Source organism: Sphaerisporangium sp. NPDC051011 (assembly GCF_040653595.1).
Classification (GTDB): domain Bacteria; phylum Actinomycetota; class Actinomycetes; order Streptosporangiales; family Streptosporangiaceae; genus Sphaerisporangium.
The window spans coordinates 322,489-346,790 of the sequence record NZ_JBFAGG010000006.1; the positions used below are offsets into that span (position 1 = coordinate 322,489).

Sequence of the window (24,302 nt, forward strand, 5' to 3'; positions counted from 1 at the left end):
GCGCTCGCCTTTTCATTCGCCGTAGGACCGCGCGTCGTGGAGACTTCGCCCTACCAGAGTGACACCAAGCGGCTACGATCAGTAGCGATTCATCCTCACGCACTATCACATTTCCACGTGAGGATGTCAGTGAGCATTGGAGAACGTCCGACGAAAAGGTGAAATATGCCCCCCAAGCGATACATTGACCCCAGCGAGTCTCCCCGCGCCCTCTTCGCCTTTGAGCTGCGGCGATATCGCCAGGCGGCCAAACTCTCACAACAGGCCCTGGCCTCCCGCATAGGCTTCTCAAATTCCCTCGTCGCCATGGTCGAGACCCTCAGCCGTGCCCCCACCGAGGACTTCGCCCGAGCCTGCGACCGAGCCCTCGCACTCGACGGCACCATGCTCAGCCTCTACATCGCCACAACCTGGGATAAGGCACCGGAATACATCAGACCCTGGCTGGACGAAGAGGCAGAGGCCACGACACTCAAAAGCTGGGAGCCGATGCTCGTACCCGGTCTGCTGCAGACGGAGGCGTACATCCGCGCGGTGATGGCGACCTCGCCCGGCATCACCCACGGGGAACTGGAGGAACGAGTAGCGGGCCGCATGCAGCGACAGTCGATCCTCCACAAAGAGAATCCTCCGCTCGTCACCTTTATCATGGATGAGGCGGTCATCCAGCGCCCTATAAGCAGCATCGGAGTGATGCGGGAACAGCTAGAGTTCCTGCTGATCATCGCCCGGAATTCCCACGTCACCATACAGATCGTGCCGATTAACGCTGGTGAGCACTGTGGGCTGGCGGGCGGGTTCATGATCGCCGAACGTAACGGTTCTTCCTACGCTGCCTACGCGGACTCCCAGCCTGTCGGGAGGCCCATCGACGATCGCCAGATCATCGCCGAGCTCGCGGCCCGATACGACACGATCCGGGCCGAGGCTCTACCGTTCAAGCAGTCACTCCTACTCATTCAGGAAGCGGTGAACCAAGGTGGGTAACCTTCGGGACGCACAGTGGCGCAAGAGCTCCCACAGCACTGACCAGGGCAACTGCGTCGAGGTTGCGTCGAATCTGCCCGGACTCATCGCGGTCAGAGACAGCAAGATCCCAACTGGCCCCGCCCTGGGCTTCACCCCAAGCGCGTGGTCCACGTTCGTGACCGGCCTCAAGTTCGGCGCACTGAACGCTTGATCCCTCCAACCTGAACGTAGCCGACCACAATGACGGGAGAGCCCTCGCTCCATCCGCAGGGCTCTTCCCCACAACGCGGTGCTGTGGCAGGCGGCCGAGCAGGACAACGATCTCCCCGCCCGACGCCGAGCTCCGCACTGGTGGCGCCGGTGGACGACCCCCGTCCATCCCTGTAACGCCCTCCGGTCCCCGGGCCCGCAGCCCCTTGGAAAAGCTCCTCACCGGGAACCGGTCCGTCCCGCGATCACCCGAACTCGCCGGGGGATCCCGGGACGGGACGTGGCTGGTTCGGGATGTGCGACCAGAACGGCTGGTGTGGCCTGCGGGGATACGACAGATTTGTTCCATGGAACGCCAGTTCATCAGCCACCTTGCCCATCGAGACCATCCCATCGCCGCTCCGGTGTCCGGCGCGCATGTGACCCGGCTGTTGCGCCGGGCCCGGCTGCCCGAGGGGGCGAGGATCCTGGACCTCGGCTGCGGTGAGGCGGCCTGGACGCTGCGCGCGCTGGCACTCTACGAGGACGCGACCGCCGACGGCGTCGACATCTCCGCCGACGGGCTCAAGGCGGCCGAGGGATATGCCGAAGCCCAGGGCGTCTGGGAGCGCATCCGGCTACACGAAATGCCGGCCGCCGACTTCCCGGTGGCCGAGCGGTACGACCTGGTGCTCTGCGTCGGGGCGACGCACGCGTTCGGTGGACTCGGCCCCACCGTCGACCGCGTACGGCGCTACCTGAGGCCGAACGGTCTGGCGCTCATCGGCGAGGGGTTCTGGGAGCGTGAGCCGACGCCGGAGGCGCTCACCCGACTCGGCGCCGAACCGTCGGAGTTCCTTGACCTGCCGGGTACCGTCGCCGCCGCCGAATCCGCCGGTTTCGACACGGTCTATGCGTACACCAGCGACCAGTCCGAATGGGACGACTACGAATGGTCCTGGACGGGAACGCTCCTGCGCTGGGCCAACGAGAACCCCGGCCCGGACGCCGCCGCAGCGCGCGCGGCCGCCCTGGAGCACCGCGCGATGTGGCTGCACGGCTACCGAGGAATCCTCGGCTTCGTCACCCTCCTACTCCAACGAACCGGCTGACCCTCGGCCACACGCCCTTCGTATAGCGGTCGCGCGTAAGGACGAACCGACCGACGCGGAGGCCCGGCCGGTTCCGATCACTCAGGCTCCAGGGTCGGAGGTGCTGAGGCGGAGCCTCTGTCTTGGGGTTTGGGCGGGAGCCGGAGAAGAACGCGTCAGCGCTTCCCGCGAAAGCAGTATTTTTAGCGTATTCGCGAGCCCCTCCTTGTGTGACCATCAGCGGCACGACAAGGAGGGGTTGCTCTATGAAGGGCAAAGCACGGAAATTCGTATTAGCCGCGGTCACGTCGGTGACCGCCGTACTCGGGTTGACGCTCCCGGCCGGTCCGGCGGCCGGCGCGCAATCCGCTCTGCAGGTCTACCGCGGCACCGCCACCGTGGTGGTCGACTCCTATGACTACTGTGGGGGTTCCTTCGGAGGGGAGCACCGGTTCATCGGCACCAGCCGGTACAAGGCGGCCGCCAGGTTCGTCACCGGTCCGCGTAAGACCGCCGCCGGCCGTGTCGAGCGCAACCCCTTCTACTGGGAATTGTACGTGGGGAACATCGGGCAGGTCGGGTCGTTCCAGTTCGGCTCGGCCACCATCGTCACGACGTCGGGCCGCGACATCGGCGGCAACCCGCGCGACCCAAGGCTGCTGCTCGGCTACTGGGTCACCGGCCGATCGGGAACCTCCTGGTCCGGCAAGCTGGTCGACAGCCACCGCGCGGAGGGGGCCACGTTCAACCACTTCTACGGGGAGAAGGCCATCGTCCCCTGCCGCAACCTCGGCTCGACCCGGTTCGTCTACGCCGTCAACGCCGGGGCGACGGTCTCGGGCCGAGTGAGCTCGGGCGGCGCGGCGTTCACCATCCGCGGCTCCACCTACGGCGACAACTACCAGTTCCGCATCACGTTCAACTGACCGCGACCGGGCTGCGCCAGGGCCGCCTTCCCACGATCTCCCCCCACCGCACCATCCTCGAACCGATCGAAGCCTCGGACCAGCACCGCCACGGCGGCGCTGGTCCGTATCTGAACCGGCTGCTGCCACGGGCGGGCCATTCGAACCACTCAGCGCTCGGCCTCTCCGACCGGTGCCGTGTGACTCCAGCCCGTGGCGTTCGCGGGGAGGGCACCGGACCACAGCGCGGCGCCTCGACCATTTACGGAAAGGTCCTGGCCGAAGCTACCGACGCTTACCAGTTCGGCGGTAGATCGTTCGGCCTGCGAGTCCACCACCATCGGGTCTCGGTCCCCTCAGAGAGAGGCCGCCAGTACTGTCCGAGCTCCGCACCGCCATCCTCGTACGTGACCGCCCGATAACGCTCATCGAGTCGACCCAAGGCACGGCGGAACTTCGCCCGTGGCTTTCCGTGCAGGGCCTCGCAGTACTCTTCCAGCCCATCCCGAACGGTCAGGTCGAGGAGGTACTCGTAGACCAGGTAAAAATCCTGCCCAGGCCACTCCTGCTCCATGTCGTAGATCAGGTTTTCCCACAGCCTCAATGACGACAGGACGCCATAGGCGGGTTCCTCGACCCGTGCAGCGTATTCGGGTGCCATCCCCTCCTTCTCCAGGACAAGGCGCTGGAGATCCAGGACGGCGAACTCCTGACGTTCCTCGGGAGTGAGGCTTGCGGCCAGCGCCTCCGTCTCACTCCCACGCCGGGTACGTCGAGCCACTAGTCCCCTTCGCCAGAGGTCAGACCACCAGAACAGGACATCCCTATCCCCCAACCCGCAGCGCCGTTGGGGGACCTTGTACAGGTACTGCTCGAGGTAGCGGTCCACCTCGGGCGATAACTGTCGTCACTGCAGCATCCAGATTCCTCTGCCCCGGGCAGGTCAGCGCCCACACTTAGGACCATGGACTTCGATGACGATGCCTGGGCCGGCACTGAGGAACCCCTCGATGAGCCGCAGCTTCCTCGGCACCTCGCCGCTCTGGTCGGCGCCCTACAAGGGCCGGCAGATCTCGGCGTCCACCATGACTGGTATCTCACACCTATCCTCACCACGAGGAGCCCGACGGAACGATCACCGCGTGATCCTCTGCGACACAGGCCCCCTCGTCGCGGCGTTCAACAGGGCAGATAAGGATCACGCCCGCGATGACCGTGTCGATCTGTTCGCCGGTCTTCAGCCGCGCAGTTTGCGGAGTCGCTGCGCAAGGTCGGGGATGTCCTGCAACTCCCCCGTCGTCACGGCGATGACCACCCTTTCGGCCTCGTCCACATCCCGGTACTCCAGGATCTCCCCGTGGTCCTCCAGGAAGGCGACGGCCGCCGACCAGCCGAGCCGCTTGTTGCCGTCCACCAGCGGGTGCCCGATCAGGATGCTCTGCATCAGGGCAGCCGCCTTTCCCCACAGATCCGGATAGGCGTCGTCTCCGAATACTGTGGTCTGCGGGCGGAGCACCGCGGCATGCAGTTGACCACCGTCGCGGAGACGAACCTCCGGCAGCACCGCCTCGGCCAGCGCGAGCAGGTCCTCAGTGGTCGGATAGACATTCATCGGGCGAGCCGCTCGAGCAGCTCCCGGTCTCGCTCCGCGATCTTCCGCCCCATGGCCTGGTAGCGCTCGCGCCTCCGCCGGGCGATGTACTCCTCGATGGCGACCACCATCGCCGAGTTGACGCTCTGAGCGTCACCACTGGCGATCTTCTTGATCTGCTCGTACGTCTCATCCGGCAGCCGAAGCCGTGTCTCAGCCATACCACCGACGGTACCCCTTTTTGGTACCACCTCCCGGCGGCTCGGAGGCAGGGGGCGTCCCGGCCGACGAGGGGAGACAACGCCGGGTTCGCCCATTTGCGATCCTTGCGAAACAACTGCAGTAGCTCACCGTAGATCTGATGGCCTAGCGTCGGTTTGACCGGTACTCAGCCCAGAGATCAACAGCCTGCTGTAGATCAAGAGTGGCGACGTCCTCGCGAGACATCCCCACCGTGTATATGAGGCGGTCCGCGAGCCAGTCCGGCACCGGTTCCCGGGGAGGCGGTTGATCGACGCGGATGTGATCGGCCATAGCGCCCAGACGTTCGATGAGCTCCGCGAGTCGCACTACTTCGGGACGCCCCTTTCCAGCGGCCCGGACCCTGGCCGTGGCCTCCGCGTACACCTCGGCGTCGGCTCTTTCGTCAACAGCCCATACTTCGCAAATCTCGATCGACTTGTCGTCAGCGATGCGGTAGACGACCCGCCAGGTGTTGCGCCCCACCACGAGCTTGCGGAACCCCGTCAGCTCTCCGCCCAAGGGGTAGCCGGCCTCGGGATTGTCGAGCAGAAGGAGGATCTTCTTGAGAACCTTCGGCGCGGCATCGGGACCGATTCGCCGTAGGTCATCAACCGCCGGGGCGGTGAAGACGACATCGGACATGCCTACTCGTCATCCGGCATCGCGGCCAGCGACTCCCGCGTCTGCCCGAAGGCGTCAAGCACGTCATCGAGCGTGATCCGCTCACCCGTGTCCGTGACCGAGCGCGCGAGCACCAGGGCCAGATCCCGAAGGTCAGCCGCGGCTTCCTCCAGCTCTTCCAGGCGACGAATGCTGACCACTGCCGCCACCGGTTGGTGTCGGCGGGTCACCACCAGGTCGGTTCCCTTCTCCGCGTCGGCGACCAGGCGCGCTACTCCGCGCTGGGCGGCTTCAGTGACGCTCAGTTCGGTGGCATCATGCAGAACCGTCATGCACCTAACTATACATGTCACTATACAGATACCGAACGTGATGACAGAAGTTCCCGACCTTGACATCCCGGGGCGGAGCCGCCCTCCAGGTGAGGGCGGGCTCACGGATCACGCTTCGCTGGCGGTGAGGCCGACCGCGCAGGCTACGCCGGTGCCGCCGACGCCGCAGTAGCCGTTGGGTACGACCTTGTGCAGGTACTGGTGGCAGTCCTGCGACTCAGGCCACATTTCATCCACGGCAGGCATCATGATCTGCGATGCCTGGACTTGAGATACTCGTCCACCCACTTCTTACTACTGCGCCACATACCGTCGTCCCCTTTGACCGCACGAAGTCGTCCCCGCGCGGCAGCGACCCGGAGCGCGTTTTCGCTGAGGACGTGCGTCGCGAGGGCGGGTAGAGGGACAAGCTTGACCGGACCGGCCACCGCCGGCATGACAAAGCGGTACAGATTTGTCGTCACACTGCGTGCGATGAATGGACGGCCTGCCTGGTCCTGACACTGACGCCGCCCCAAGATTTTGTTCGGCTGAGCCGAACTAACTGTACCGAACAAAATCGGCTGGGGTTGTTCGCTTCGACCGAGAGAAGCGAACCGAACAACTCGCTTTGCGACCTGGTGCCACACCCCAGCAGGCGACAGAACCCGGAACGGCATCGTGTACATCGCCTGTCCAGGCAATCCGAGCGAACCCGAGGCTTTCTGCCCTCATGACCAGACGCTTGGCCCGTAAAGGCGCCACCCCGGCTGGCCAAGGAAGTCGGCCTGAAGGAGACGCTGATTCCCCTGCCGAGGTGTTCTCAATGAGAGATTATGAAGCGGCGTGTTCAGCGCGCTCCTGGTTTGTCTGGCAATCGCACGACGGCTGTACCGGCCTGGGACTCGCCGAACCCCCAGCCTGCAACAAGGGAGCAGCCGACCGCTTCCAGGACATCGGTCCACGGCCAGTGGTCGGTGCCGCAGTAGAAGCCGCCCTCGCTGCGCGCGTCGTCCTCGGTGAGGCAGAGCATGCGGAGATGGTCGCGGAGCGCGGGATGCGTGACCGCGCTCAGCCTTTCTTCCCAGTGCTCGTCGGCGGAGCAGGCGCCATCCATGTCGTGAATCGACACCAGGTGTTCGGGGCCACGCTCGGTGAACGTGGCGGCCCGCATCGCATCGGTGAGAGTGCCATCGGTGGCGACGCGCAGCAGCACGGTCAGCCAGCCGTTCAGTTTCTTGGATTCCTCGTTGGTCAGGTCGACGCCATGGCGGCCCAGGAGCGGTCCCAACTCCGCGCCGTGCACCAGCACTCCACCGGCTTCATCGACCGAGGAGACGGTCCGCAGGTCGGCGACGAAGGTGTCGTCGAACGGCCGGGGGCCCTTGTGCCCGCCGTCGCCCCACGGCCCCGTTCCTGCCAGGAGTTCGGCATCGAAGCGGAACAGCGACTCGCTCAGGTTGAACTGCCATGTCCAAGGGGAGAAGGGGTACTCACCGTCCGAATCCGGAAGGTGCCTCGGCTCCCGACCTGACAGCGCGTCAGGGGTGGCCCAGGGATTCGGGAACAGGAACTCGTCGAGGGGGTCCGAGGCGTAATACACCCCGTATCTGGCGGCGGGGTCGACGGTCGGCTTTCCACCGAGCAGTATCTCGAAGGCACTGGCCAGCGCGGCACCCCACCCGCTGAGGTCAGTCGCCGGGTCCGTCTCGGGTGTCACCATGAGCACTCCTTCATGCCGTGTCGCGTGGGTTGACGCAAGATATCGGCCGCTATTGGCACTTCCCGGGGCCAATGGCGAAGTCCGCCGCAAAGGCGGACGTGATACTTCCAGACCCGTTACTTATCGGCATCGGCAAAACTACGCAACACGGATCCTGGGTTCGAAAACACGCACTAAACCCGACATCGGTCTGTTCGAGATCGCTGCTCGACGATGTGGCATGGACCTTGCTGGTGGGGGATGGATGGTCGGGGACCATCTGCACCGACATTGGTGGGGGACGGGCCGCCGGTCTCCGTACGATCTGGATTGACCGGGGAAGGTACTCCCCGTCGACTCCTGGCGCAGCTTCCCGCAGGTCACCAGACAGCCCTTGGCTGATCTTCTTCCCTGGACACGAAGACGATCAGCCAAGGGCTGTCTCATAGGTCACTCGGGGTCGCCCCAGGGGACCCACAGGTTAAGGATCAAGTCAGCGGACGATGCCCTGGCTGTCCTTGCCGTCGCCGTCCCAGTCGCCGATCACAGGCAGGTCGCCGGCGTCGCCATAGCTGACGAGGTGGGTGGTCTCGGTCGCCGAGGTAACCGGGCTGGTACGCATGTAGAACCCGCTACCCATGCGAACGCCGACGTTGTCCTTACCGTCACCGTCCCAATCACCCACGAACGGCACCGCACCGGAGTCGCCGTACAAGAACGTGTACTCGGCCTGACCGGTGGCGGGATGGTTACTGATGAAGAAACGACCCGACGCCGGGTCGTAGGCACTGACGGTGTCCTTGCCATCACCGTCCCAGTCACCCGCCAGCGGGATCATGGGAGCGTCGCCGTAGGCCACCGACTGCGTGGTCTCGGTAGCCGAGGTGACCGGGCTGGTACGCATGTAGAACCCGTTGCCCATCCGGACACCGACGTTGTCCTTGCCGTCACCGTCCCAGTCACCCACGAACGGCACCGCACCGGGGTCGCCGTACACGAACGTGTACTCGGCCTGACCCCCGGCCGGGTTGTTACTGATGAAGAAACGACCCGAAGTAGGGTCGTAGGCACTGACGGTGTCCTTGCCATCACCATCCCAGTCACCCGAGATGGGCACCATCGGGCTATTGCCGAAATGGATCACCGGCCGAGTGGCAACGGTGGAGTTCTGATCGTCGGTCAGATAGAAGTCCAGCACGCCCAGATCCGAACCACCCACCCCGCCCACAGGGGCGGAGTAGCCGACGATGTCGATATTGGTGCGGGAGTAACTGTTCTCCTTGATGCGATTGCTGCTGTTGCCTTCGATGGTGTAGACCGTGCTGCTGGTCGCCGACTTGACGATCCCGACGTGGTCGATGGTGCCGTTATGGTCCCAGTCGAAGACGAGGGAGTCGCCCGGCTGGGGCGTGTAGCCGCTGGCGCGGGTGTGCCAGGTGCCGTGCTTCGTGCCGTAGTCCTTGAAGGAACTGGCCCAGCCGGTGAGCACGCCTCCGCTGGTCTCGGCCACATCGGCGTACGGCACGCCGGCGTTCTTCCACACGTACTTGGCGAAATCGGCGCACCAGTCGCTCTGGCGCCACTGAACTCCGTCTGTGGAGGGGCAACCGGATGCGGGCTTCCAGTTTCGGAAGTAGCCGGTGTAGTAGTTGCAACCGCTTCCCGCCGGCTGCTCGTGGTTGCGCGATGAGTTGTTGAGCTGGCTTTGCGCGATCGAGACGATGGTGTTGCGGGACACGGCAGCGGCCGGCGTCGCGGTGGCGGCGATCAATCCCGATCCCAGGACGGTCGCGGTGGTCAGCCCGGCGCCGAGGCGTCGGACGAATCGCGGGCCGCTGTGTGCTCCTATCCGGGCAACCTTCTTGCTCATGGGCGTGCCTTTCTCCGGGGGTCCTGGTCGACCTCTGCGAGAAAGGCTGCTTTCCGGCGCTCCAAATTTCCTGTAATAGTGCTCCAGCGTCATCTATAGAAGCCGGGACGGCGCCGGCAGGCGGAAGCCGTCGCCCGTGCCCATTAGGCCTGGTGAGTTGGAGAGGCTCCCTGCTCGTGCGCTGCGCCATCGAGCCATCACGTCGCGCGACAACGGCTGGAGACCGATCCTGGGCCCGACCTGGAGATATGGAGACGGAAGTCCGCCAATGGGTTCCGCTTGAGAAGCCCGGCTCTTATCATTGTCCTACTTCGTCACGTCGGCCCCCACAGGGGGATTGTTGGAGTTTCGTCTGCTCGGGCCGGTCGAAGCATGGCACGGTGCGCGCCGCCTACCGCTGGGGGGCCCGAAACCCCGTGCTCTCCTGGCCGCTCTGCTGCTGAGTCCCGGCAGGGTGGTCTCCAGCGATCGCCTGGTGGACATCCTTTGGGGGCAGGAACCGCCGGGAAGTGCCCCTGCGCTCATCCAGACCTACGTTTACGGGCTGCGCCGCGGACTTGCCGCGATCGGCGAGGAGCCCTTGATCGAGACCCGGCCGCCCGGTTACGTGGCCCGCCCCCGACCCGGGCAAGTGGACTTGGAGACTTTCGAGCAACTGGTCGCGGACGGCCGACGACATGCCGCCGACAGCCGTCACGATTCCGCCGCCAGGGATCTGCGAGCGGCATTGACGTTGTGGAGAGGAGCCGCCCTCGGAGGGCTGGGCCTCGCACTGCGCGCCGAAGCGGAGCGGCTCGAGGAGACGCGGTTGTCCGTCCTTGAGGAGCGAGTCGACGCCGAACTCGCGCTGGGCAAGGAAGCGGAGATGATCGGCGAGCTCACCGAGCTGGTGAGGAGCCACCCCACTCGCGAGCGCCTCCGCGCACAGCTCATGAAGGCCATGTACAGGCTGGGTCGCCAAGTGGACGCGATAAGCGTCTATCACGAGGGCCGTCAGACGTTGGCAGACGAGTTGGGCGTCGATCCCGGCCCGGAGCTACGGCAGTTGTACGAGGCGATGCTGCGAGCGGATTCGTCGCTGCTTCCGTCTGCGGCGCAACGGGTGGCCGAGTGTGTCGACGTCGCCCAGCCCGTGCCTGCGGAGGAACCCGTACGCCAGGCCGGACCGGAGGTCCAGGAACCCGTACGCCGGGCCGGACCGGATGTCGTTCCGAGCCATCTCCCGCGAGGTATAGCCGATTTCACAGGGCGGGACAAGCAGCTCAGCGAGCTCACCGCCATCCTCACCACGCCCAGCGACACTGTGACGGTGTGTGTCATCTCTGGCAAGGGCGGAGTGGGCAAGTCCGCGCTCGCGGTGAAGGCGGCGCACCACGTAGCCGAGGCGTTCCCCGACGGCCAGCTGTACGCCGACCTGCGTGGCGTCACCGAGTCGCCCGCGCCGCCTCTGGAGGTGCTGGGACGGTTTCTCCGAGCCCTCGGCGTCCAGCCGGCTGCGATCCCGGACACGCTTCAGGAAAGGGTCGACACCTATCGGAGCCTCCTGGCGGGCCGCCGACTGCTCGTCGTCCTCGACGACGCGGGCACCGAACAGCAGGTTCGCCCTGTGTTGCCGGGCAGCCATACCTGCGCGGTGTTGATCACAGCCCGTCGAAGGCTGGTGGGCCTTGACGGGATGAGCCTGAGCGATCTCGGTGTGCTCGACACTCATGGGGCCGTCGACCTGCTGGGCCGCATCGCGGGACGCGAGCGCGTCTATGCCGAGCACGATGCCGCCGAGCGCATCGTCCGTCTATGCGGCCACCTGCCGCTGGCGCTTCGTACAGCGGGCGCGCGACTTGCCGCCCGCCCGCACTGGTCGCTCGCGACGCTGGCCACGCGTCTCGGCGACGAACGCCGCCGGCTCGACGAACTCACCGCCGGCGACCTGGAGGTGCGGGCGAGCGTAGGGCTGAGCTATCGAGGGCTCGACGACATGGCGAAAAAGGCGTTCCGCCGGCTCGGGCTGCTGGGAGTGCCCGACTTCACGTCATGGGTCGTGGGGGCGCTCCTGGACGTGGCAGAGGTGACAGGTGAGGAGATCATCGAGCGGTTGATGGACGCCCAGCTCCTCGACCACGTCGCTGTCGACGCCGCCGGCCAGAGCCGTTACCGGCTGCACGACCTGCTGCGCGTGTACGCGGCCGAGCGAGCGGAGGCGGAGGAACCGGCCGAGGAACGCGCCGCGGCGATGACTCGAGCGCTGGGTGGATGGCTGTGGCTGATCACGCATGCCGCCGCCGCGAGCCCTTCGGGCGCGCTTCCGTTACGCCGCGACTACGCCACGGCTCGGCCCGTCGGCTTGGAAGTGTCGGAGCGGGTGGCCGACGACATGACGGCGTGGTTCGACGCCGAGGCTTCGGCACTCGTCGTAGCCGTGGAACGGGCCGCCACGATGGATCTCCACGAGGTGACGTGCGAGGTGGCCGCCGCACTGTGTCCTTCGTCGTTCTCCGTGGACACGCGATTCGAGGAGTGGCAACGCACCCACGAATCGGCATTGGACGCCGCCAGGCGGGCTGGAAACCTATTGGGTGAAGCGACCTTGCTGGTGGGGCTCGGCCAGCTGCGCCAGCGACAGGACCGCTATCAGGAGGCGCGGGCGTTCTTCCGCCAAGCGCTTCCGCTCCTGCGGGAGGGCGGGGACACCCATGGGGAAACTGTGGCCATCGCCGGAATCGGCGCCGCCTGCCGAGAACAGGGAGATTTCGCGGAGGCATTGGTCCACCTCCGGCACGCGGGTGCCGCCTTCGAATCGCTCGGCGACGACGCCGGTATCGGCTACGTTAACCGGCTGGCCGGGTCGGTGATGCTCGAAAAGGGTGACTTCGAGGCCGCGTCGTCACTTCTGAACGCGGCGTTGGCCGCTTTCCGGCGGTTGGGCAGCAAGCGGGGTGAAGGCCTCACGTTGCGGTCGATCGCACTGGTCCACCGAGGCTTGGGCGACCTCGAGCAGGCGGAGGCGCTGTGCGTACAGGCGGCCGCTCTGCTGCGTGAGGCGGGTGATCCGCTCATGGAGGCATACGCGGTTCAGGCCCTTGCCAAGATTCGGATCCGGCTCGGGGGCGATGTCCCGGTTCTGCCCGACCTCATCGAAGCCTTGAGCGTGTGCGAGCAGCACGGCGACCGGTTCGGGGTGGGACTCATCCAGCGCACCATCGGAGAACTGCACTTGGCCCGCGGGCGGCACGACCTTGCCGAGGCCCATCTCAACCGGTCCATCGTGATGTGGGACGGGCTGGAACTGCCGCTGTTCCGCGCGCGTACGATGCGTGACCTGGCGTCCGTTCGCGAAGCGGTCGGAGACGAGAAGACCGCCGAGTCCCTCCGGGTGACCGCCCTTGGCATTTTCGCCGAATTCGGCACACGCGAGTACGGCGAGCTCGGCGGGCAACGGGACGGCTCGGTCGGCTGAATCGCCAACGACCCGCTTGGTGCGTTCTTGTAGGGAACTTATAGAGCATAGGCCGAACCTGGGAGGAGATCTATCCGCCGTTACGAGCGCGCCCAACCGACGGGCTCGTGGCGGCGACCTCCTTTTCAGTCCCAGGAGAACAACGTGCCGGAAATCGTGCTCATGTCCGACCCTCGTGTGTCCGCGATCCCTGTCGAGGACCGGGGAGAGCCGCTTGTGGACCTGCGTTCGATCCCGGACCTGCTCCTGGATCAGCGCCTCGCCGATTCCGACGGCGCGTACGCCCATATTCGCCAAGGACATGTCGGCCGGCTCTTGCGAGCTCAGGAACGGCTGCCGGAAGGCCTGCGTCTGCTGATCACCGAGGGTTACCGGCCGCTGGCATTGCAGAAACAGTATTTCTCGGCATACGCGGCAAAGCTGAGCGACGCCAATCCGGACTGGTCCGAGGAACACGTCTACGTGCAGGCAAGTCGCTCCCTTTCCCCACCCCACATCGGCCCTCATGTCTGCGGCGCCGCCGTAGATCTCACCCTGTGCACACGGAACGGCCAGGAACTGGACATGGGGACGGAAGTCAACGCCAGCCCCGAAGAAAGCGAAAACGCCTGCTACACGGCTGCGGAAAACATCTCCGCTCAGGCCAGGGACAACCGGATGATCCTTAACGAGGCTCTTGAGGAAGCAGGATTCATCAACTACCCCACCGAATGGTGGCACTGGTCATACGGCGACCGCTACTGGGCCCTGCTCACCGGAGCCCCGGCGGCCCTCCACGGCCAGATCGACTGGCCTCCAAAGGCGAGCGGCACCACGATGCTTCCAGGCGCCTAAGCGGACACGGACGGCTCCAATCGGCCACGCGACGCCCGTGCACCGAGGCCGCAGTAGCCGTTGGGGACCTTGTGCAGGTACTGCTTGGTGGTAGCACTGCGCTTCATGCGGCAATCGGGACCAAGGGCCCAACGGCACCGCCCCCATGGCGGGGCGTCACCACGACCAGCGTAGTGCTCGGGAAATACCCACTCTCCGCGCGCAACGGAGGTAGGGTTTTTTCCGAACGCCAAGCGGGCTGGAGACCTGATGGAGGAGAGGCCACAGCCTCGGACCGGGACCGAAGTTTTGGCGGCCGGGATGGCCGTCCGGCGCGATCACCCTCCAGAGCGCGTCGAAGCCGGCATCGTGAACTCCGTGGCTGAGAGATCGGACGCTCCACCCAGTTGGCAACCGATCGTCGAGCGCAGATCCGTGCGTAACACCTCGAAGCAGCGGCGCGTGTTGGCCAAGGCGTGACGGCACAGTTCCTCCCAGCCCTTGACCGCGTCGCTGGTACCGAACCGGACATCCCACTCACCGTCCGGAGGTGGGGCCGTCACCCGGTCTCCACGCTTCGGACTCACGCCGAAACCTCGACCGGTCCGAAGTCGCCACTCGTAGCCGTACGGGCCTGGGCATAGCCGGCGGGGTCGGCCTTGATGCGAGCGGTTACCCGCCAACCGGTGATGACCTCCTGGAGGGTGACATCAACATCAAGTTCCGCCGCATCGGACAGCGCCTCGACCAGTTCAAGGGTGAAGGCACGTAGCTCGGCAGAGGTGAGGTGGCGGACCCAGGGAAAGACCTCGGGCATGGCGATGACCAAGGAGCGAGCAGTCGGATCATGCTTGATGAGGGCCAGGAACAGGCGAGATGCCGTAGCCAGCGTCTGCTCGCGCCGTTCCTCTCTATCTGCTGCGGTCAGGTAGAAATCCGGGGCATCGCGGTGAGTAACCCGCACTCGACCGAGCCGTGTGGCGCGTTCGGCCACGGCTCGAGGGTTCCTCGACAGATCCGAGAACGTCACGGCGTCGACATTGCTAGCGCTCACCTCACCATCGTAAATCAGAACACATTCTGAGACGCGGTGAACCGGCGTGGGCGGAGGGTCCAGGCTACGTGTCGGCTGAACCACTCAGACGCTTACGACCCAGACCCTTTACCGCACAGCGTGCGCACAGGCTCACACGAGTGCCACAGTCACTGTCGTGACCTTGATGGACGTACTCTAGACGCCGTTGCCGCCGTAGACGTCCGTAGTGGCTGGGGCATGCAGCGGCGGGCTGTCCGTCGCTGTGGCGAAGTAGCCGACGTCGAAAGCGTAGTGGCCGGCGGGGGGCGAAGTAGGACGCCACATATGTGGTTCCTGAAGTGACCTGGACCGGTGCTGAGAAGGTGAGTGTCTGCCACCCGGATTCGGTCTCTCCCGTGAAGACCGCTGCCCGGCAAAAGCTGGTCCACAAGATCGGACGCCCTCGCTCGTTCACGTGATGGGAAGCCGACCCGTCGAGCACTGCGTGACCGTGCTGATCCATGGCCACGTGTGGACCTACGCACTCCGCGGGATCGCTCATAACGCGCGCCTTGGAGGCTGCGTTGGCTGCCGCTCGTGAAGACGGGTGCAGTGGAAGACGACGCGCCGCGCGGTGCGCTCCGTCTGGCCGACCTGCTGTGTGCCGTAGATCGGCCGACGTCGCTGGGCATCCCAGCCCGCGCACCACCAGAAGCGCTGCCCGTCGCACCACACGATCGCGGGACCGACCACCAGGAGTGCGAGCCCGTATCCCCCGTAGACCCTGGCGCCGATCCCGTGATGAGCGAGAGCCAGCCGCAGTTGTTCGACAGCGCGTACCGCCGGAGTGTCCGGGAGCCGCAGCATGGCAGTGATCACGGGTGGCCGGTGCTGCTGTCTGATCATGGCGACGCCGGCGACGTAGCTCGCGTGATCAAAGCCGCGACCCTTTCCGCTTCGTGTACCCTCACCGGCTCGGAGTCGTGGCTACCGTGCAGGACCAGCAGGTACCGGCCCGAACGTCGCTCGATGGTGACCGTGGCCGTGTGCTGGCCCTTGGCATCGGTCACGACCAATTCGGGCGGGTATCGCCTCGTCCACGACCAAGGGATCGTACGGTCCGGCCAAGCCGCGTCGTCGATCCGATGGGCGAACAACCCGAGACTGATCCTGTGATCGCGGCGGGAACCGATACCCCGCTCCTTGAGAAGCCGCTGCACCACGGCCAGGGCCCTGTCCTGCTTCTCCACCGCGGCCTCGGTGACCGCCCTATCGTCGGTCGCGGGTCGGGCGGTGGGAGTGCTCATCTGAGGCTTGTCGGGTTCGTGTCGCTCGTCGTGGCCGGCTTTAAGGTTGTCCACGGATCGCACCTCCAGCGTGCGGTTGAGGACCCGTCGAACGAGTCGCGTCGTTTCGGCGGGTCCGCCTACTGTGCGGGTGCGGCCAGTGGAACGCCTGACGGCGTGGTGGCATAAGGGCGTGAGCAGCCCAGGCTGTGGGACTCGGTTCACACCCCGTGTGAAAGCGATCCAGTCGTGATGGACCACGCGGACGCGACGACCTGCCTCGTGCGTGACATTCTGATTACACTCCGTGGAGAGGTGGACGCCGACGTGGAGGCAGGCCGATGGGCGAGCCGAACATCCTGCTTGACGCGCTGCTCGCCGAAGCGGGGATATCGCACGCTGGGCTCGCCACTCGCATCAACGCGGCTACGGCCACCGCCCGGCGCCCGACACGCTACGACCACACCGCCATCGCCCGATGGATCAGGGACAGGGCCATCCCCCGCGGCAACGTGCCGGAGATCATTTGCCAGATCATCGGGAGTAAGGTCGGGAGGACTCTGACGCTCTCGGACATTGGCATGACTCGTAATCGGATCGAGCCGGACGAGCCAGGGTTGCCTCAGGCCATTGACCAGGCGGTCGCGTTGTGGCGCGGAGACCTCGTCGACAAGGCCTTCCTGGCGGGTACCACGATGATCGAAGGACCGGCGGCCATCGCGCCCGTCTTCGAATGGGAGAACCCGCCTCATGAGCCGGACATCTCGCGCCGAGGACCGTACCTGGTAGGCAGGGAGGACGTGCAGGTGCTCAAGGACGCGCGCGCTCGCTACGAGCAGATGTACCGCCGAGTCGGCGGTGTGCCCGTACGTCCGCGCATCGTGGCATTTCTCAACGCAAACGTGACACCGCTACTCAAGGGCAGCCATGACGATCAAACAGGGCGAGAGCTGTTCCGGGCAGCCGGTGGCTTGGTCGCGCTCGCGGGCGTCTGCGCCTACGACTCCGACCGTCAGGCGCTCTCCCAGCGTTACCTGTTCCATGCTCTGCGGATGGCCAAGGCATCCGGCAGCCTGGCGTTCGGCGGCTACGTGGTCGCTCTGCTGGCCAACCAGGCCATGTCCCAGGCGAAGTACCGGTATGTGATCCAGTACGCCGAGACCGCGTTGCGGGGAACTCGCGATCATCTAAGTCCCGCTCTGGTGGCCGACCTTCACATACTCCAGGCCAAGGCATACGCCCGGGTTGGAGACCGGGCGAGCTGTCATGCGCACATGCGGCGATCGGAGACCACAGCGGCTCAGATCCGGGAAGCGGAGGAACCGCCGGAGACCGGTTACGTTCAGCCAGGTCTGCTGGAATGCCAGCACGCCGAAGCGCTGCGGCGACTCGGTGATCTCATGGCAGCTCAGACCTACGCCGAGGAAGAGCTCAGGCACGCTGACACCTGCCACCTACGCGGCCAGACACACCGGCTCGCCACCCTCGCCCTCGTCTTGGCCGAGCGTCGCGAACTGGACCAGGCCGTCGCCACCGCCGAGACCATGTTAGAGCGCGCGCAGGGCATGGAGTCCGAGCGCATCGCCGAACGGGTCGCCACAGTGGCCGACGCACTACGCCCCTTCCACGCCCGTGTGGTCCAAGGGTTTCTGACACGGGTACGCCAACAGGCACGCGTGCCCTTGTAGCGTGGGACCCAGATCAGGCAACCACGCTGGGAGTACGCCGCATGCGCTGGCAGGTCAACTCCGAAGAGCCTCTCTACACCGACCCGTGGCTCGACATCCGGGTTGCGGATGTCGAACTGCCCGACGGCAGGCATCTGGACCACCGGTTGATCCGCACTGCGCCCGGAGCCGGAGCCGTGGTCACCGACGAACGGCGCCGGGTGCTACTGATCTGGCGGCACCGCTTCATCACCGACTCCTGGGGATGGGAGATTCCCATCGGAAAGATCGAAGACGGGGAGGAGCCGGCAGGCGCCGCAGCGCGCGAAGTCGAGGAGGAGACCGGCTGGCGGCCCGGGCCGATGCGCCCACTGGTGAAAGTCCAGCCGACCAACGGCATCTCCGACTCCGTTCACCACATCTACCATGCCGACAGCGCCACCTACATCGGCCCGCCGACCGAGGGTTGGGAGGCCGAACGCGTCGAATGGGCACCGCTGAGCGACGTCCCCCGGCTGATCGGCAAGGGCGACCTCGTGAGCGGCACCAGCATGGCCGCGCTGCTCTACGCCCTCACCGAGATATAAAGGCCGACCGAAGTCCTAAACAGGGCCGACACGGCAGGCGATCAGCGGATCATGGCCAGGCAGCAGGACGGCTCACGCCCAGGAGTCGAGCGCGAGCCGTACAGCGAGATCTGCGGAAGCTACTCCTCGGTCGGGACCAGGCCCATCTGGCAGGCAGCCCACTCGGATGGGTCACCTAGCTTGACGTTGGTGCCGCCGAGGCCGCAGTAGCCGCTCGGCACCTTGAAAAGAAACTGCTGGTGGTGGTGGTAACGCTTCTCTTCGAGCCGCAGTTCAGCGTAGCCCGACGGCGGCTCTGGTTGACTACAGCCCCGAACACTTGAAGGCTTGGTTCAGGTCGGACGCACTCAACCGAATCGCAACGCGGCAGCGCTCTCTACCAACCCGCCACGCTCAAGTTGCCTCAACACTTCATCCAGAGTCTCGGGTGGGTTGATCCGCTGGTCAACTATTTGCTGCACACAGGAGAAGACAACCCTGTCGGCGATGTCGATAAGGTCGAGAAGAAACTCGTCTGGAGACTTGGCGACGATACCCCATGAACTGAGCACCTCAGCGGGAAAGTCCTGGAGGTTAGACGTGACGATGATCTCCGCTTGATCGCCGCGGCCAGCACGTGCCTGTCACCGGATCCGGCAGCTTAAGACCGTCGATCAAGGGTTCGAAGTCGGTGACGAGACAGTCGGCCACCGCCTGGAGCATCAGCGTCCGCAGTCGTTGACGCTTAGCGTCCGTCGCGGCCGGCCGCTTCGCCAATGCACGGTCGCTCATCAAGGATCCGACACGTCCATCTGGGCTGCACGAGACGTGCCCGGCCAAATGAGCAAGTCCCGCACGGTGTTGCCGTACAGCGCACATGCATCGTAGACAACCACCGGAACCATGATCAGTCGTCACCAAGTTCCTGACCGAGCCGCGACAGCTCGTCCACGACACTTTTGCGCTTGAGATCGTCGTGCCGCATGTACTCCATCACAGCATCGAACCGGATCCGCCTGTGGCGACCGACGCGTCGATAGTCGATCTCACCACGTTCGAGCAAACCAATGAGATAAGGACGGGAGACGTTGAGGAGATCTGCGGCTTGCTGCGTCGTGAGTTCAGCGTTGAGCGGGAGGATCTGGACGCCTTGCCCCCGAGCCATCGCACCGAGGATGTAGGCGAACATCTCCACCGCCTGGCGAGGCAACACCAAAGCCTGGTCACCGCCGCCTTCCACAAGGATCTCGAACTCATCGGTGTCACTTGCGCTATGGACCAGATAGTCATTGATACGGCGCAGTGCTCTCGCTGCTTTCTCCGGGTCCACAGCTCCAGGTGATACCGAGCCGACCTGCGTGATGGGAGTCACAGTCATCCACCTCCTATTCGCAGTATCCGCAATATTCGACGAGGACGCAACCGTTGATCCCCAACAGCGAGCAAGCGCATGGGAAGAGTCAAGCACCGGCTTTGATCACCTGACCAGCTCCCGCGCCACCATGCCTGCTACCCGCCGCCGCGGCGTGCGCGTTGCGAAAGCCGGTCACCTCCCCACCCAACGGGTAGCCGGCCTCGGGGTCCTCCAACAGCAGGGAAATCTTCTTCGCCCAACCGGCCGGAGAGGTCACCTGGCTCGCGGTCTGTGCCTCGCTCGGAGCCGCCCAGGCAGAAGGGCGTACAGGTTCACGGGCGCCAGTCACCGATTACGCAGGTACCGCAAGCCCAGCGCCCCGTACCAAATCATGATCGGCAGGTGGAGGGCGTACCCGAGCTGTTCCAGCGCCACCGTCGGCCCATCGGTCCCGGTCGTCCACGGAAGCGCGACCGCGGCCAAACCTGAGATCGCGGCGACCGCACCGGCGATGCGGAGCCCGGTCGGCATCGGGACGCCGACCGCTGCGGCGGCGGTGGCGGCGACCCACAGCAGCCCGGCCAGGTTGACCGCCCACTTGGCGGTGAGCAGTACCACCCAGGCCACGGTGACGACCGCCGGGGCGGTGGGGTCGGCGGCCAACTGGGTCAGCGCCAGGTTCCCGGCGTCATGAAGCAGGCCTGCCAGCCCGGCGGCGGCCAGCAGTCCGCCGGCCAGCGTCACCAGGTGCGGTCCGGGTGCCTGGGCGGAGCGAGCGGGCATCACGAGCCCGGCCGCGGTCAGTGCCAGCCAGCCCAGCACGTCGAAGGCCAACTCGGTCAGATGCAGCCCGAACTGCTCACCCACCGCGGCCAGCACAGCATCGGGATCGGCTGAATTCAGGGTCAACCCCGATGGCACCACGATGGCCGCACCGGCGATCATGGCCACCAACGAGGTCAACAGCAGGACACCGGTAAGCCGGGTCCGAGGGTTCGAATCGGTCATGGACGGTGACGGTAGGACCTTGCCGCAGGGACAAAGTCAACATGCCGGGGAGAGGAGCCAGGGTGTGGCGGATCGGGCAACTGGCGCGCATGGTCGGCGTATCCGAACGGACCCTGCGCCATTACGACAAGATCGGACTGCTGCCTCCTGCCACGGTAGACCGATCCACCGGCTATCGCCGGTACGGTGTGGCCGAGCTGTCACGATTGGAACGCATCCGCGGCTTGCAACGCCTCGGCCTGCCGTTACGCCAGATCGCCGATCTGCTGGACGCTCCTGAGGCACAGCTGCGGCAGGCCCTGGCCGAGATCGTGACAGGCATCAAGCATGACATCGCCGCCCTTGCCGCCACCGCGGCTCACGCCGAGGACCGCCTTGCCACACCGATGTCGATCCTGCCCCAGGAAACTACATTGGGCTCTCGCCGCCTACGCGTACGCCGTTTGCGCCTCGATCATCCATCCGAGCTCGCCGCCCTATGCCCGGCACCGCCGGCGACCCTGCTGACCTGGCTGCGCGGGCAGCCCACCGGCGGGTTCACGGCGGCGGTGACCACCGATCACGACGGCGAGCGACTCACCCTGCCCGCTCGCGCCGTCGTGCGAGCCGTCGTTCCGCCTTCCACAGCCGTGGTCCGCGCCGGGCAGGACCTGTTCGGCTGGTTGCACCGCCACCACTTGGCCATCACCGGCCCCACCGTGGAAGAACACCTCGTCGACGCCGACGGCGCCCACGCCGTCGTCCTTGAAGTATCCGTACGCCCTCAACGACACACCCCCTCGGCCTGACCGCTCCGCACACGCCTCCCGCTCGCCGAACCGGGGCCGGATAGCCGGACGGCTCACGCCCAGGAGTTGAGCGCGAGCCGTACAGCGAGATCTGTAAAGCTGCTCCTCGGTCGGGACCAGGCCCGTCTGGCAGGCACCCATTCCGATGGGTCACTTAGCTTGACGTTGTACCGCCCAGGCCGCAGTAGCCGTTGGGGATCTTGTGCAGGTACTGCTGGTGGTAGCGGTCACTCTGAGGCAGCAGGTGCTGAATCCCCTACGCACGAAAGCTGGTCAGACGCTCACGATCCTCACTGCCTTGCCGCACAGCTTCAGCATGTCGTCTTCATCTGAGGTCAGGACTATGACCGGTTTGACCGATCGCAGCGCGGTGGCCGCCACGACCGCGTCGATCGCGTACTTGTGCCCATGGAGACCGCTGGCGCGGAGCAGTTCAAGGGCGTGCAGAGAGATCTCCTCCGTGACGGCCTCGACCCGAAGCCTGGACAGGTGCCACCGGAGCCGATCGTTCTTCACCCGGATGTCGAAAGCCTCGATTGGTGTCATCGCGCTGACAACGACGCGAAAGTCGTTGCTCTGCGCCTCTCGCACGATCGCCGTGACCCGCTGGTCCGCGGCACACCACTTTGACAGCCCCTCGGAGTCCAGGAGTACCGTGCCCGCACTCAGATTGCTTCGCGCCCGCGCCATTCCTCCCCCTGCTGGAGTTCAGTAGCGGACTTCACGCTACGGAACAGCTCGGCCGCCTCGTCCCGGAAGGCCTGCGGGATAGGACCCGCCTCACTCTCGTTGACTTGCAGCGCCTCCTCCAGCAGGTCTCGCTCGATCTGACGCTCGACAGCCGCATCCACGTAGGCAGAGAAACCACGCGCACCGACGCGCTCTCGTACAGCTCGCACGTTACCGGCACGCAAGGAGACGCTGACCTTCGTAGCAGGTCCCTCCCCGAGAGGGAATTCCAACTCGGACTCACTCACCCCTTCATCTTACTACTTCAAGTAGCAAATGAGCTCGTCATGCCCCAGAGAGCGAGATGGGCGCGTCACCGACACGGCCTGAGGACGAAGCACCTCATCTGGCCCCCCAGGACCGAGAGCCGCACATGTCAACCCACCTTCTTATCTTGGCACCATGAAGATCCGCTCCGACTGGGCACTCGAACGCCTGTTGGAGCAGGCCCGTGACAGAGCAGGCACAGATGACTTGCGTCATGCGGTGGCAGCAGTCCTGGAGTTCATCACCAGCGCACCTAAGACCCGATTTCGGAGAGCCGCAGCCCGGCCCGCTGGCTGCCTGAGCGCGCGGCGGGCCGCGAAGCGGGCTGCCCTAGACCATGTAGAGAAGGTTCTCGACCATGTAGAGAAGGTTCTCGCCGTCGTTACTCACCGTAACTGGCACTCTTCGGGGGGATCGCTCATGATCAGTTCGGCGATGCGTAGCCAACGTGCGGCATAGATGCGGCCTTCACGTCGGCGAAGTCGTGGGACCAACGCACGTAGGTCACGCGCGCACTCCCGGACGATGCGAAGTTGATCAGCGTCCAACACGCCTCGCCTGTGACCTACGTAGCTGGTCACACACCCCGCCATGTCGTTGTCGATCAACAGCATGGGGTACCCGTAGATCTCCACGCTGATCAGATCATCGGGGTAGCTCAGTCCGCACTGCTCGGCGAACAGCACGGAGACCTCGTTGAAGACCTCCCGGTTCACTCACCCGCAGGCGCGATGCCCACCGGGCAGGAGACCCCGGTACCTCCCACCCCGCAGTAGCCGTTCGGTACCTTGAACAAATACTGCTGGTGGTAGCACTTCATCCTGGGCAATAGATCTCGCCTAACGCAGGCTTGACCGGAACTCAGCGCAGAGATCAACCGCCCGCCGCAGATCAAGAGTGGCAACGTCTTTCGCCCGCCGCCCACACTTCGCAGATCTCGATCGGCTTGTCGTCAGAGACGCGATAGACCACCAGCGGTCAGTGCTTCACGAGAAGGCTCATCTGCGAGCCGAACTCCCGGAAACCGAGGGCTCGGGCGACTCGTCGCGACGGCTCCGGACGCGCTCTCCATTGCGGCAGCAACCCGTCGGCCAGGGCGTCAGCTACCGCCGCCGAGGCCACCAAGCGAGCCAGGCCACGGCCGCGATACTTCGCGGGGGTCAAGACAGACAGATGCGCCGCTGTATTCAACCATGGGCGATACCCGGCGGCGGCGATCACATTCTTGCCTTCACGGATCACCCAGACCGCCGAAGTGACCTCCTCCATCCCGCTTTCATCGGCATCCTGCTTGTCCACCGCGGCCACCAGGCCGTCGATGTCGCGATGCCCCGCTGACAGACGTTCAACTTCGGCATCGACGTGGATGGGAGCGAAGTCATCGGCATCCAGGTACGCAAGCGTTGCCGGGCCCAAGAGGTCGTGGACTGGCAGTTGGGCGGGGACTCGCGAAAGATCAATGCCGGTTTCGTCGAGATTGCCAAGCAAGACGTGACGCAACGGCTCGATCAAACTGGCGTCGGGCACCGTGACCAAAGCGGCCCCATTCAACATGACGATGCCTGTCCATCCCGACGGACACAACCACGACTCGGGAGAGACGACCACGGTCACACCTCCACGCACGGGGAACGTGACAGGGACACGAGCCAAGCTCGCCCACAGCCGACACGCGTGATCCAAGGAGCTCCGTGGCACTCCTCCATGATCCCGACGACCAGGCCCCTGTCCAACCTGTTTACCTCGAGTGGCAACCCCGAACGTTCGGCAAGCCTATGTCACGCGTCAGCTCCTGACGCCGCCAGTCGCAGGTTCCGTCGCAGGCAATCGACGGTTGCGTGAGCCACGCTCTACGAGGGCCCA

28 protein-coding genes and 1 pseudogene are annotated in these 24,302 nt (G+C 65.4%); 9 read left to right on the forward strand and 20 right to left on the reverse strand.

The features are described 5' to 3' along the window. Positions 1 to 165: 165 nt before the first annotated feature. The 4 genes from AB0H21_RS16630 to AB0H21_RS16645 all read left to right on the forward strand — a co-directional run bounded on the left by AB0H21_RS16630 (position 166) and on the right by AB0H21_RS16645 (position 3,175). Positions 166 to 987, forward strand: coding sequence for a helix-turn-helix transcriptional regulator (locus tag AB0H21_RS16630; protein WP_358517028.1), 822 nt, complete (start codon positions 166 to 168; stop codon positions 985 to 987). Then, positions 980 to 1,180, forward strand: coding sequence for a DUF397 domain-containing protein (locus AB0H21_RS16635; RefSeq protein WP_358517030.1), 201 nt, complete (start codon positions 980 to 982; stop codon positions 1,178 to 1,180). The genes AB0H21_RS16630 and AB0H21_RS16635 overlap by 8 nt, the downstream gene beginning before the upstream one ends. Positions 1,181 to 1,526: 346 nt before the next feature. Beyond that, positions 1,527 to 2,270: a class I SAM-dependent methyltransferase gene (locus tag AB0H21_RS16640; protein WP_358517031.1), complete on the forward strand. Its 744-nt coding sequence runs from the start codon at positions 1,527 to 1,529 to the stop codon at positions 2,268 to 2,270. Positions 2,271 to 2,560: 290 nt separating this feature from the next. After that, positions 2,561 to 3,175, forward strand: coding sequence for a hypothetical protein (locus AB0H21_RS16645; RefSeq protein ID WP_358517033.1), 615 nt, complete (start codon positions 2,561 to 2,563; stop codon positions 3,173 to 3,175). Between the two features lie 274 nt (positions 3,176 to 3,449). Here the strand turns inward: AB0H21_RS16645 and AB0H21_RS16650 are convergent, their stop codons facing one another. From AB0H21_RS16650 to AB0H21_RS16685, 8 genes are all read right to left on the reverse strand, one after another. Then, complete coding sequence (locus AB0H21_RS16650; protein ID WP_358517035.1) at positions 3,450 to 4,043, reverse strand: hypothetical protein; 594 nt, start codon at positions 4,041 to 4,043, stop codon at positions 3,450 to 3,452. A gap of 348 nt (positions 4,044 to 4,391) precedes the next feature. After that, positions 4,392 to 4,766 carry a Fic family protein gene (locus AB0H21_RS16655; RefSeq protein WP_358517037.1) on the reverse strand — a complete coding sequence of 125 codons (375 nt, stop codon included), beginning with the start codon at positions 4,764 to 4,766 and terminating at the stop codon, positions 4,392 to 4,394. Continuing rightward, positions 4,763 to 4,966, reverse strand: coding sequence for an Arc family DNA-binding protein (locus AB0H21_RS16660; RefSeq protein WP_358517039.1), 204 nt, complete (start codon positions 4,964 to 4,966; stop codon positions 4,763 to 4,765). Before AB0H21_RS16660 ends, AB0H21_RS16655 begins: the two co-directional genes overlap by 4 nt. A gap of 145 nt (positions 4,967 to 5,111) precedes the next feature. Beyond that, complete coding sequence (locus AB0H21_RS16665; RefSeq protein ID WP_358517041.1) at positions 5,112 to 5,630, reverse strand: type II toxin-antitoxin system RelE/ParE family toxin; 519 nt, start codon at positions 5,628 to 5,630, stop codon at positions 5,112 to 5,114. Positions 5,631 to 5,632: 2 nt separating this feature from the next. Further along, entirely contained in the window at positions 5,633 to 5,941 is a 309-nt protein-coding gene (locus tag AB0H21_RS16670; protein ID WP_358517042.1) for a type II toxin-antitoxin system prevent-host-death family antitoxin, read from the reverse strand. Positions 5,942 to 6,049: 108 nt separating this feature from the next. Beyond that, positions 6,050 to 6,178, reverse strand: a complete 129-nt coding sequence (locus tag AB0H21_RS16675; protein WP_358517044.1) for a hypothetical protein — start codon at positions 6,176 to 6,178, stop codon at positions 6,050 to 6,052. A gap of 592 nt (positions 6,179 to 6,770) precedes the next feature. After that, on the reverse strand, positions 6,771 to 7,643 hold the full coding sequence (locus AB0H21_RS16680) for a hypothetical protein (protein WP_358517045.1): 873 nt from the start codon (positions 7,641 to 7,643) through the stop codon (positions 6,771 to 6,773). A 472-nt stretch (positions 7,644 to 8,115) separates the two neighbouring features. Then, positions 8,116 to 9,492 (reverse strand): CHAP domain-containing protein, encoded by a 1,377-nt coding sequence (locus AB0H21_RS16685; RefSeq protein WP_358517047.1) that lies wholly within the window; start codon positions 9,490 to 9,492, stop codon positions 8,116 to 8,118. A 340-nt stretch (positions 9,493 to 9,832) separates the two neighbouring features. Between AB0H21_RS16685 and AB0H21_RS16690 the strand changes: the two genes are divergently transcribed. Together AB0H21_RS16690 and AB0H21_RS16695 are read left to right on the forward strand one after the other, a co-directional pair. Further along, positions 9,833 to 12,946 carry a BTAD domain-containing putative transcriptional regulator gene (locus AB0H21_RS16690; protein ID WP_358517049.1) on the forward strand — a complete coding sequence of 1,038 codons (3,114 nt, stop codon included), beginning with the start codon at positions 9,833 to 9,835 and terminating at the stop codon, positions 12,944 to 12,946. Between the two features lie 144 nt (positions 12,947 to 13,090). After that, positions 13,091 to 13,780: a M15 family metallopeptidase gene (locus AB0H21_RS16695; protein ID WP_358517051.1), complete on the forward strand. Its 690-nt coding sequence runs from the start codon at positions 13,091 to 13,093 to the stop codon at positions 13,778 to 13,780. 562 nt (positions 13,781 to 14,342) lie between these two features. Here AB0H21_RS16695 and AB0H21_RS16700 read toward each other — a convergent pair. The 4 genes from AB0H21_RS16700 to AB0H21_RS16715 form a co-directional block, all read right to left on the reverse strand. After that, complete coding sequence (locus AB0H21_RS16700) at positions 14,343 to 14,813, reverse strand: hypothetical protein (RefSeq protein ID WP_358517052.1); 471 nt, start codon at positions 14,811 to 14,813, stop codon at positions 14,343 to 14,345. 64 nt (positions 14,814 to 14,877) lie between these two features. Continuing rightward, complete coding sequence (locus AB0H21_RS16705; RefSeq protein WP_358517054.1) at positions 14,878 to 15,336, reverse strand: DUF4082 domain-containing protein; 459 nt, start codon at positions 15,334 to 15,336, stop codon at positions 14,878 to 14,880. Further along, the gene (locus AB0H21_RS16710; protein ID WP_358517055.1) at positions 15,333 to 15,680 is read right to left on the reverse strand and encodes a hypothetical protein; all 348 of its coding nucleotides are present in this window, start codon (positions 15,678 to 15,680) and stop codon (positions 15,333 to 15,335) included. Before AB0H21_RS16710 ends, AB0H21_RS16705 begins: the two co-directional genes overlap by 4 nt. Further along, positions 15,677 to 16,135, reverse strand: a complete 459-nt coding sequence (locus AB0H21_RS16715; RefSeq protein WP_358517057.1) for a hypothetical protein — start codon at positions 16,133 to 16,135, stop codon at positions 15,677 to 15,679. The genes AB0H21_RS16710 and AB0H21_RS16715 overlap by 4 nt, the downstream gene beginning before the upstream one ends. Positions 16,136 to 16,401: 266 nt before the next feature. Here AB0H21_RS16715 and AB0H21_RS16720 point away from each other — a divergent pair, with 266 nt between their 5' ends. Beyond that, positions 16,402 to 17,748 (forward strand): transcriptional regulator, encoded by a 1,347-nt coding sequence (locus AB0H21_RS16720; protein ID WP_358517059.1) that lies wholly within the window; start codon positions 16,402 to 16,404, stop codon positions 17,746 to 17,748. A gap of 41 nt (positions 17,749 to 17,789) precedes the next feature. Further along, positions 17,790 to 18,314, forward strand: coding sequence for an NUDIX hydrolase (locus AB0H21_RS16725; protein WP_358517061.1), 525 nt, complete (start codon positions 17,790 to 17,792; stop codon positions 18,312 to 18,314). A 347-nt stretch (positions 18,315 to 18,661) separates the two neighbouring features. Here the strand turns inward: AB0H21_RS16725 and AB0H21_RS16730 are convergent, their stop codons facing one another. The 3 genes from AB0H21_RS16730 to AB0H21_RS16740 form a co-directional block, all read right to left on the reverse strand. Beyond that, positions 18,662 to 18,865: a hypothetical protein gene (locus AB0H21_RS16730; RefSeq protein ID WP_358517063.1), complete on the reverse strand. Its 204-nt coding sequence runs from the start codon at positions 18,863 to 18,865 to the stop codon at positions 18,662 to 18,664. A gap of 335 nt (positions 18,866 to 19,200) precedes the next feature. After that, a complete protein-coding gene (locus AB0H21_RS16735) occupies positions 19,201 to 19,671 on the reverse strand; it encodes an excisionase family DNA-binding protein (protein ID WP_358517065.1) in 471 nt (156 codons plus the stop codon). 321 nt (positions 19,672 to 19,992) lie between these two features. Beyond that, a complete protein-coding gene (locus AB0H21_RS16740) occupies positions 19,993 to 20,655 on the reverse strand; it encodes a hypothetical protein (protein ID WP_358517066.1) in 663 nt (220 codons plus the stop codon). Between the two features lie 62 nt (positions 20,656 to 20,717). Between AB0H21_RS16740 and AB0H21_RS16745 the strand changes: the two genes are divergently transcribed. Then, positions 20,718 to 21,443, forward strand: coding sequence for a MerR family transcriptional regulator (locus AB0H21_RS16745; protein ID WP_358517068.1), 726 nt, complete (start codon positions 20,718 to 20,720; stop codon positions 21,441 to 21,443). A 273-nt stretch (positions 21,444 to 21,716) separates the two neighbouring features. On the opposite strand, the gene AB0H21_RS16750 is transcribed toward AB0H21_RS16745, so the two are convergent. The 5 genes and pseudogenes from AB0H21_RS16750 to AB0H21_RS16770 all read right to left on the reverse strand — a co-directional run bounded on the left by AB0H21_RS16750 (position 21,717) and on the right by AB0H21_RS16770 (position 24,053). Continuing rightward, entirely contained in the window at positions 21,717 to 22,133 is a 417-nt protein-coding gene (locus AB0H21_RS16750) for a PIN domain-containing protein (protein WP_358517070.1), read from the reverse strand. Then, positions 22,109 to 22,420, reverse strand: coding sequence for a hypothetical protein (locus AB0H21_RS16755; protein ID WP_358517072.1), 312 nt, complete (start codon positions 22,418 to 22,420; stop codon positions 22,109 to 22,111). Before AB0H21_RS16755 ends, AB0H21_RS16750 begins: the two co-directional genes overlap by 25 nt. Before the next feature lie 405 nt (positions 22,421 to 22,825). Next, positions 22,826 to 23,125, reverse strand: coding sequence for a hypothetical protein (locus AB0H21_RS16760; RefSeq protein WP_358517074.1), 300 nt, complete (start codon positions 23,123 to 23,125; stop codon positions 22,826 to 22,828). Positions 23,126 to 23,151: 26 nt separating this feature from the next. Next, positions 23,152 to 23,250, reverse strand: a pseudogene (locus AB0H21_RS16765) (peptide-methionine (S)-S-oxide reductase); the annotation flags it as partial. A gap of 167 nt (positions 23,251 to 23,417) precedes the next feature. Continuing rightward, positions 23,418 to 24,053, reverse strand: coding sequence for a GNAT family N-acetyltransferase (locus tag AB0H21_RS16770; protein ID WP_358517076.1), 636 nt, complete (start codon positions 24,051 to 24,053; stop codon positions 23,418 to 23,420). Positions 24,054 to 24,302 lie beyond the last annotated feature (249 nt).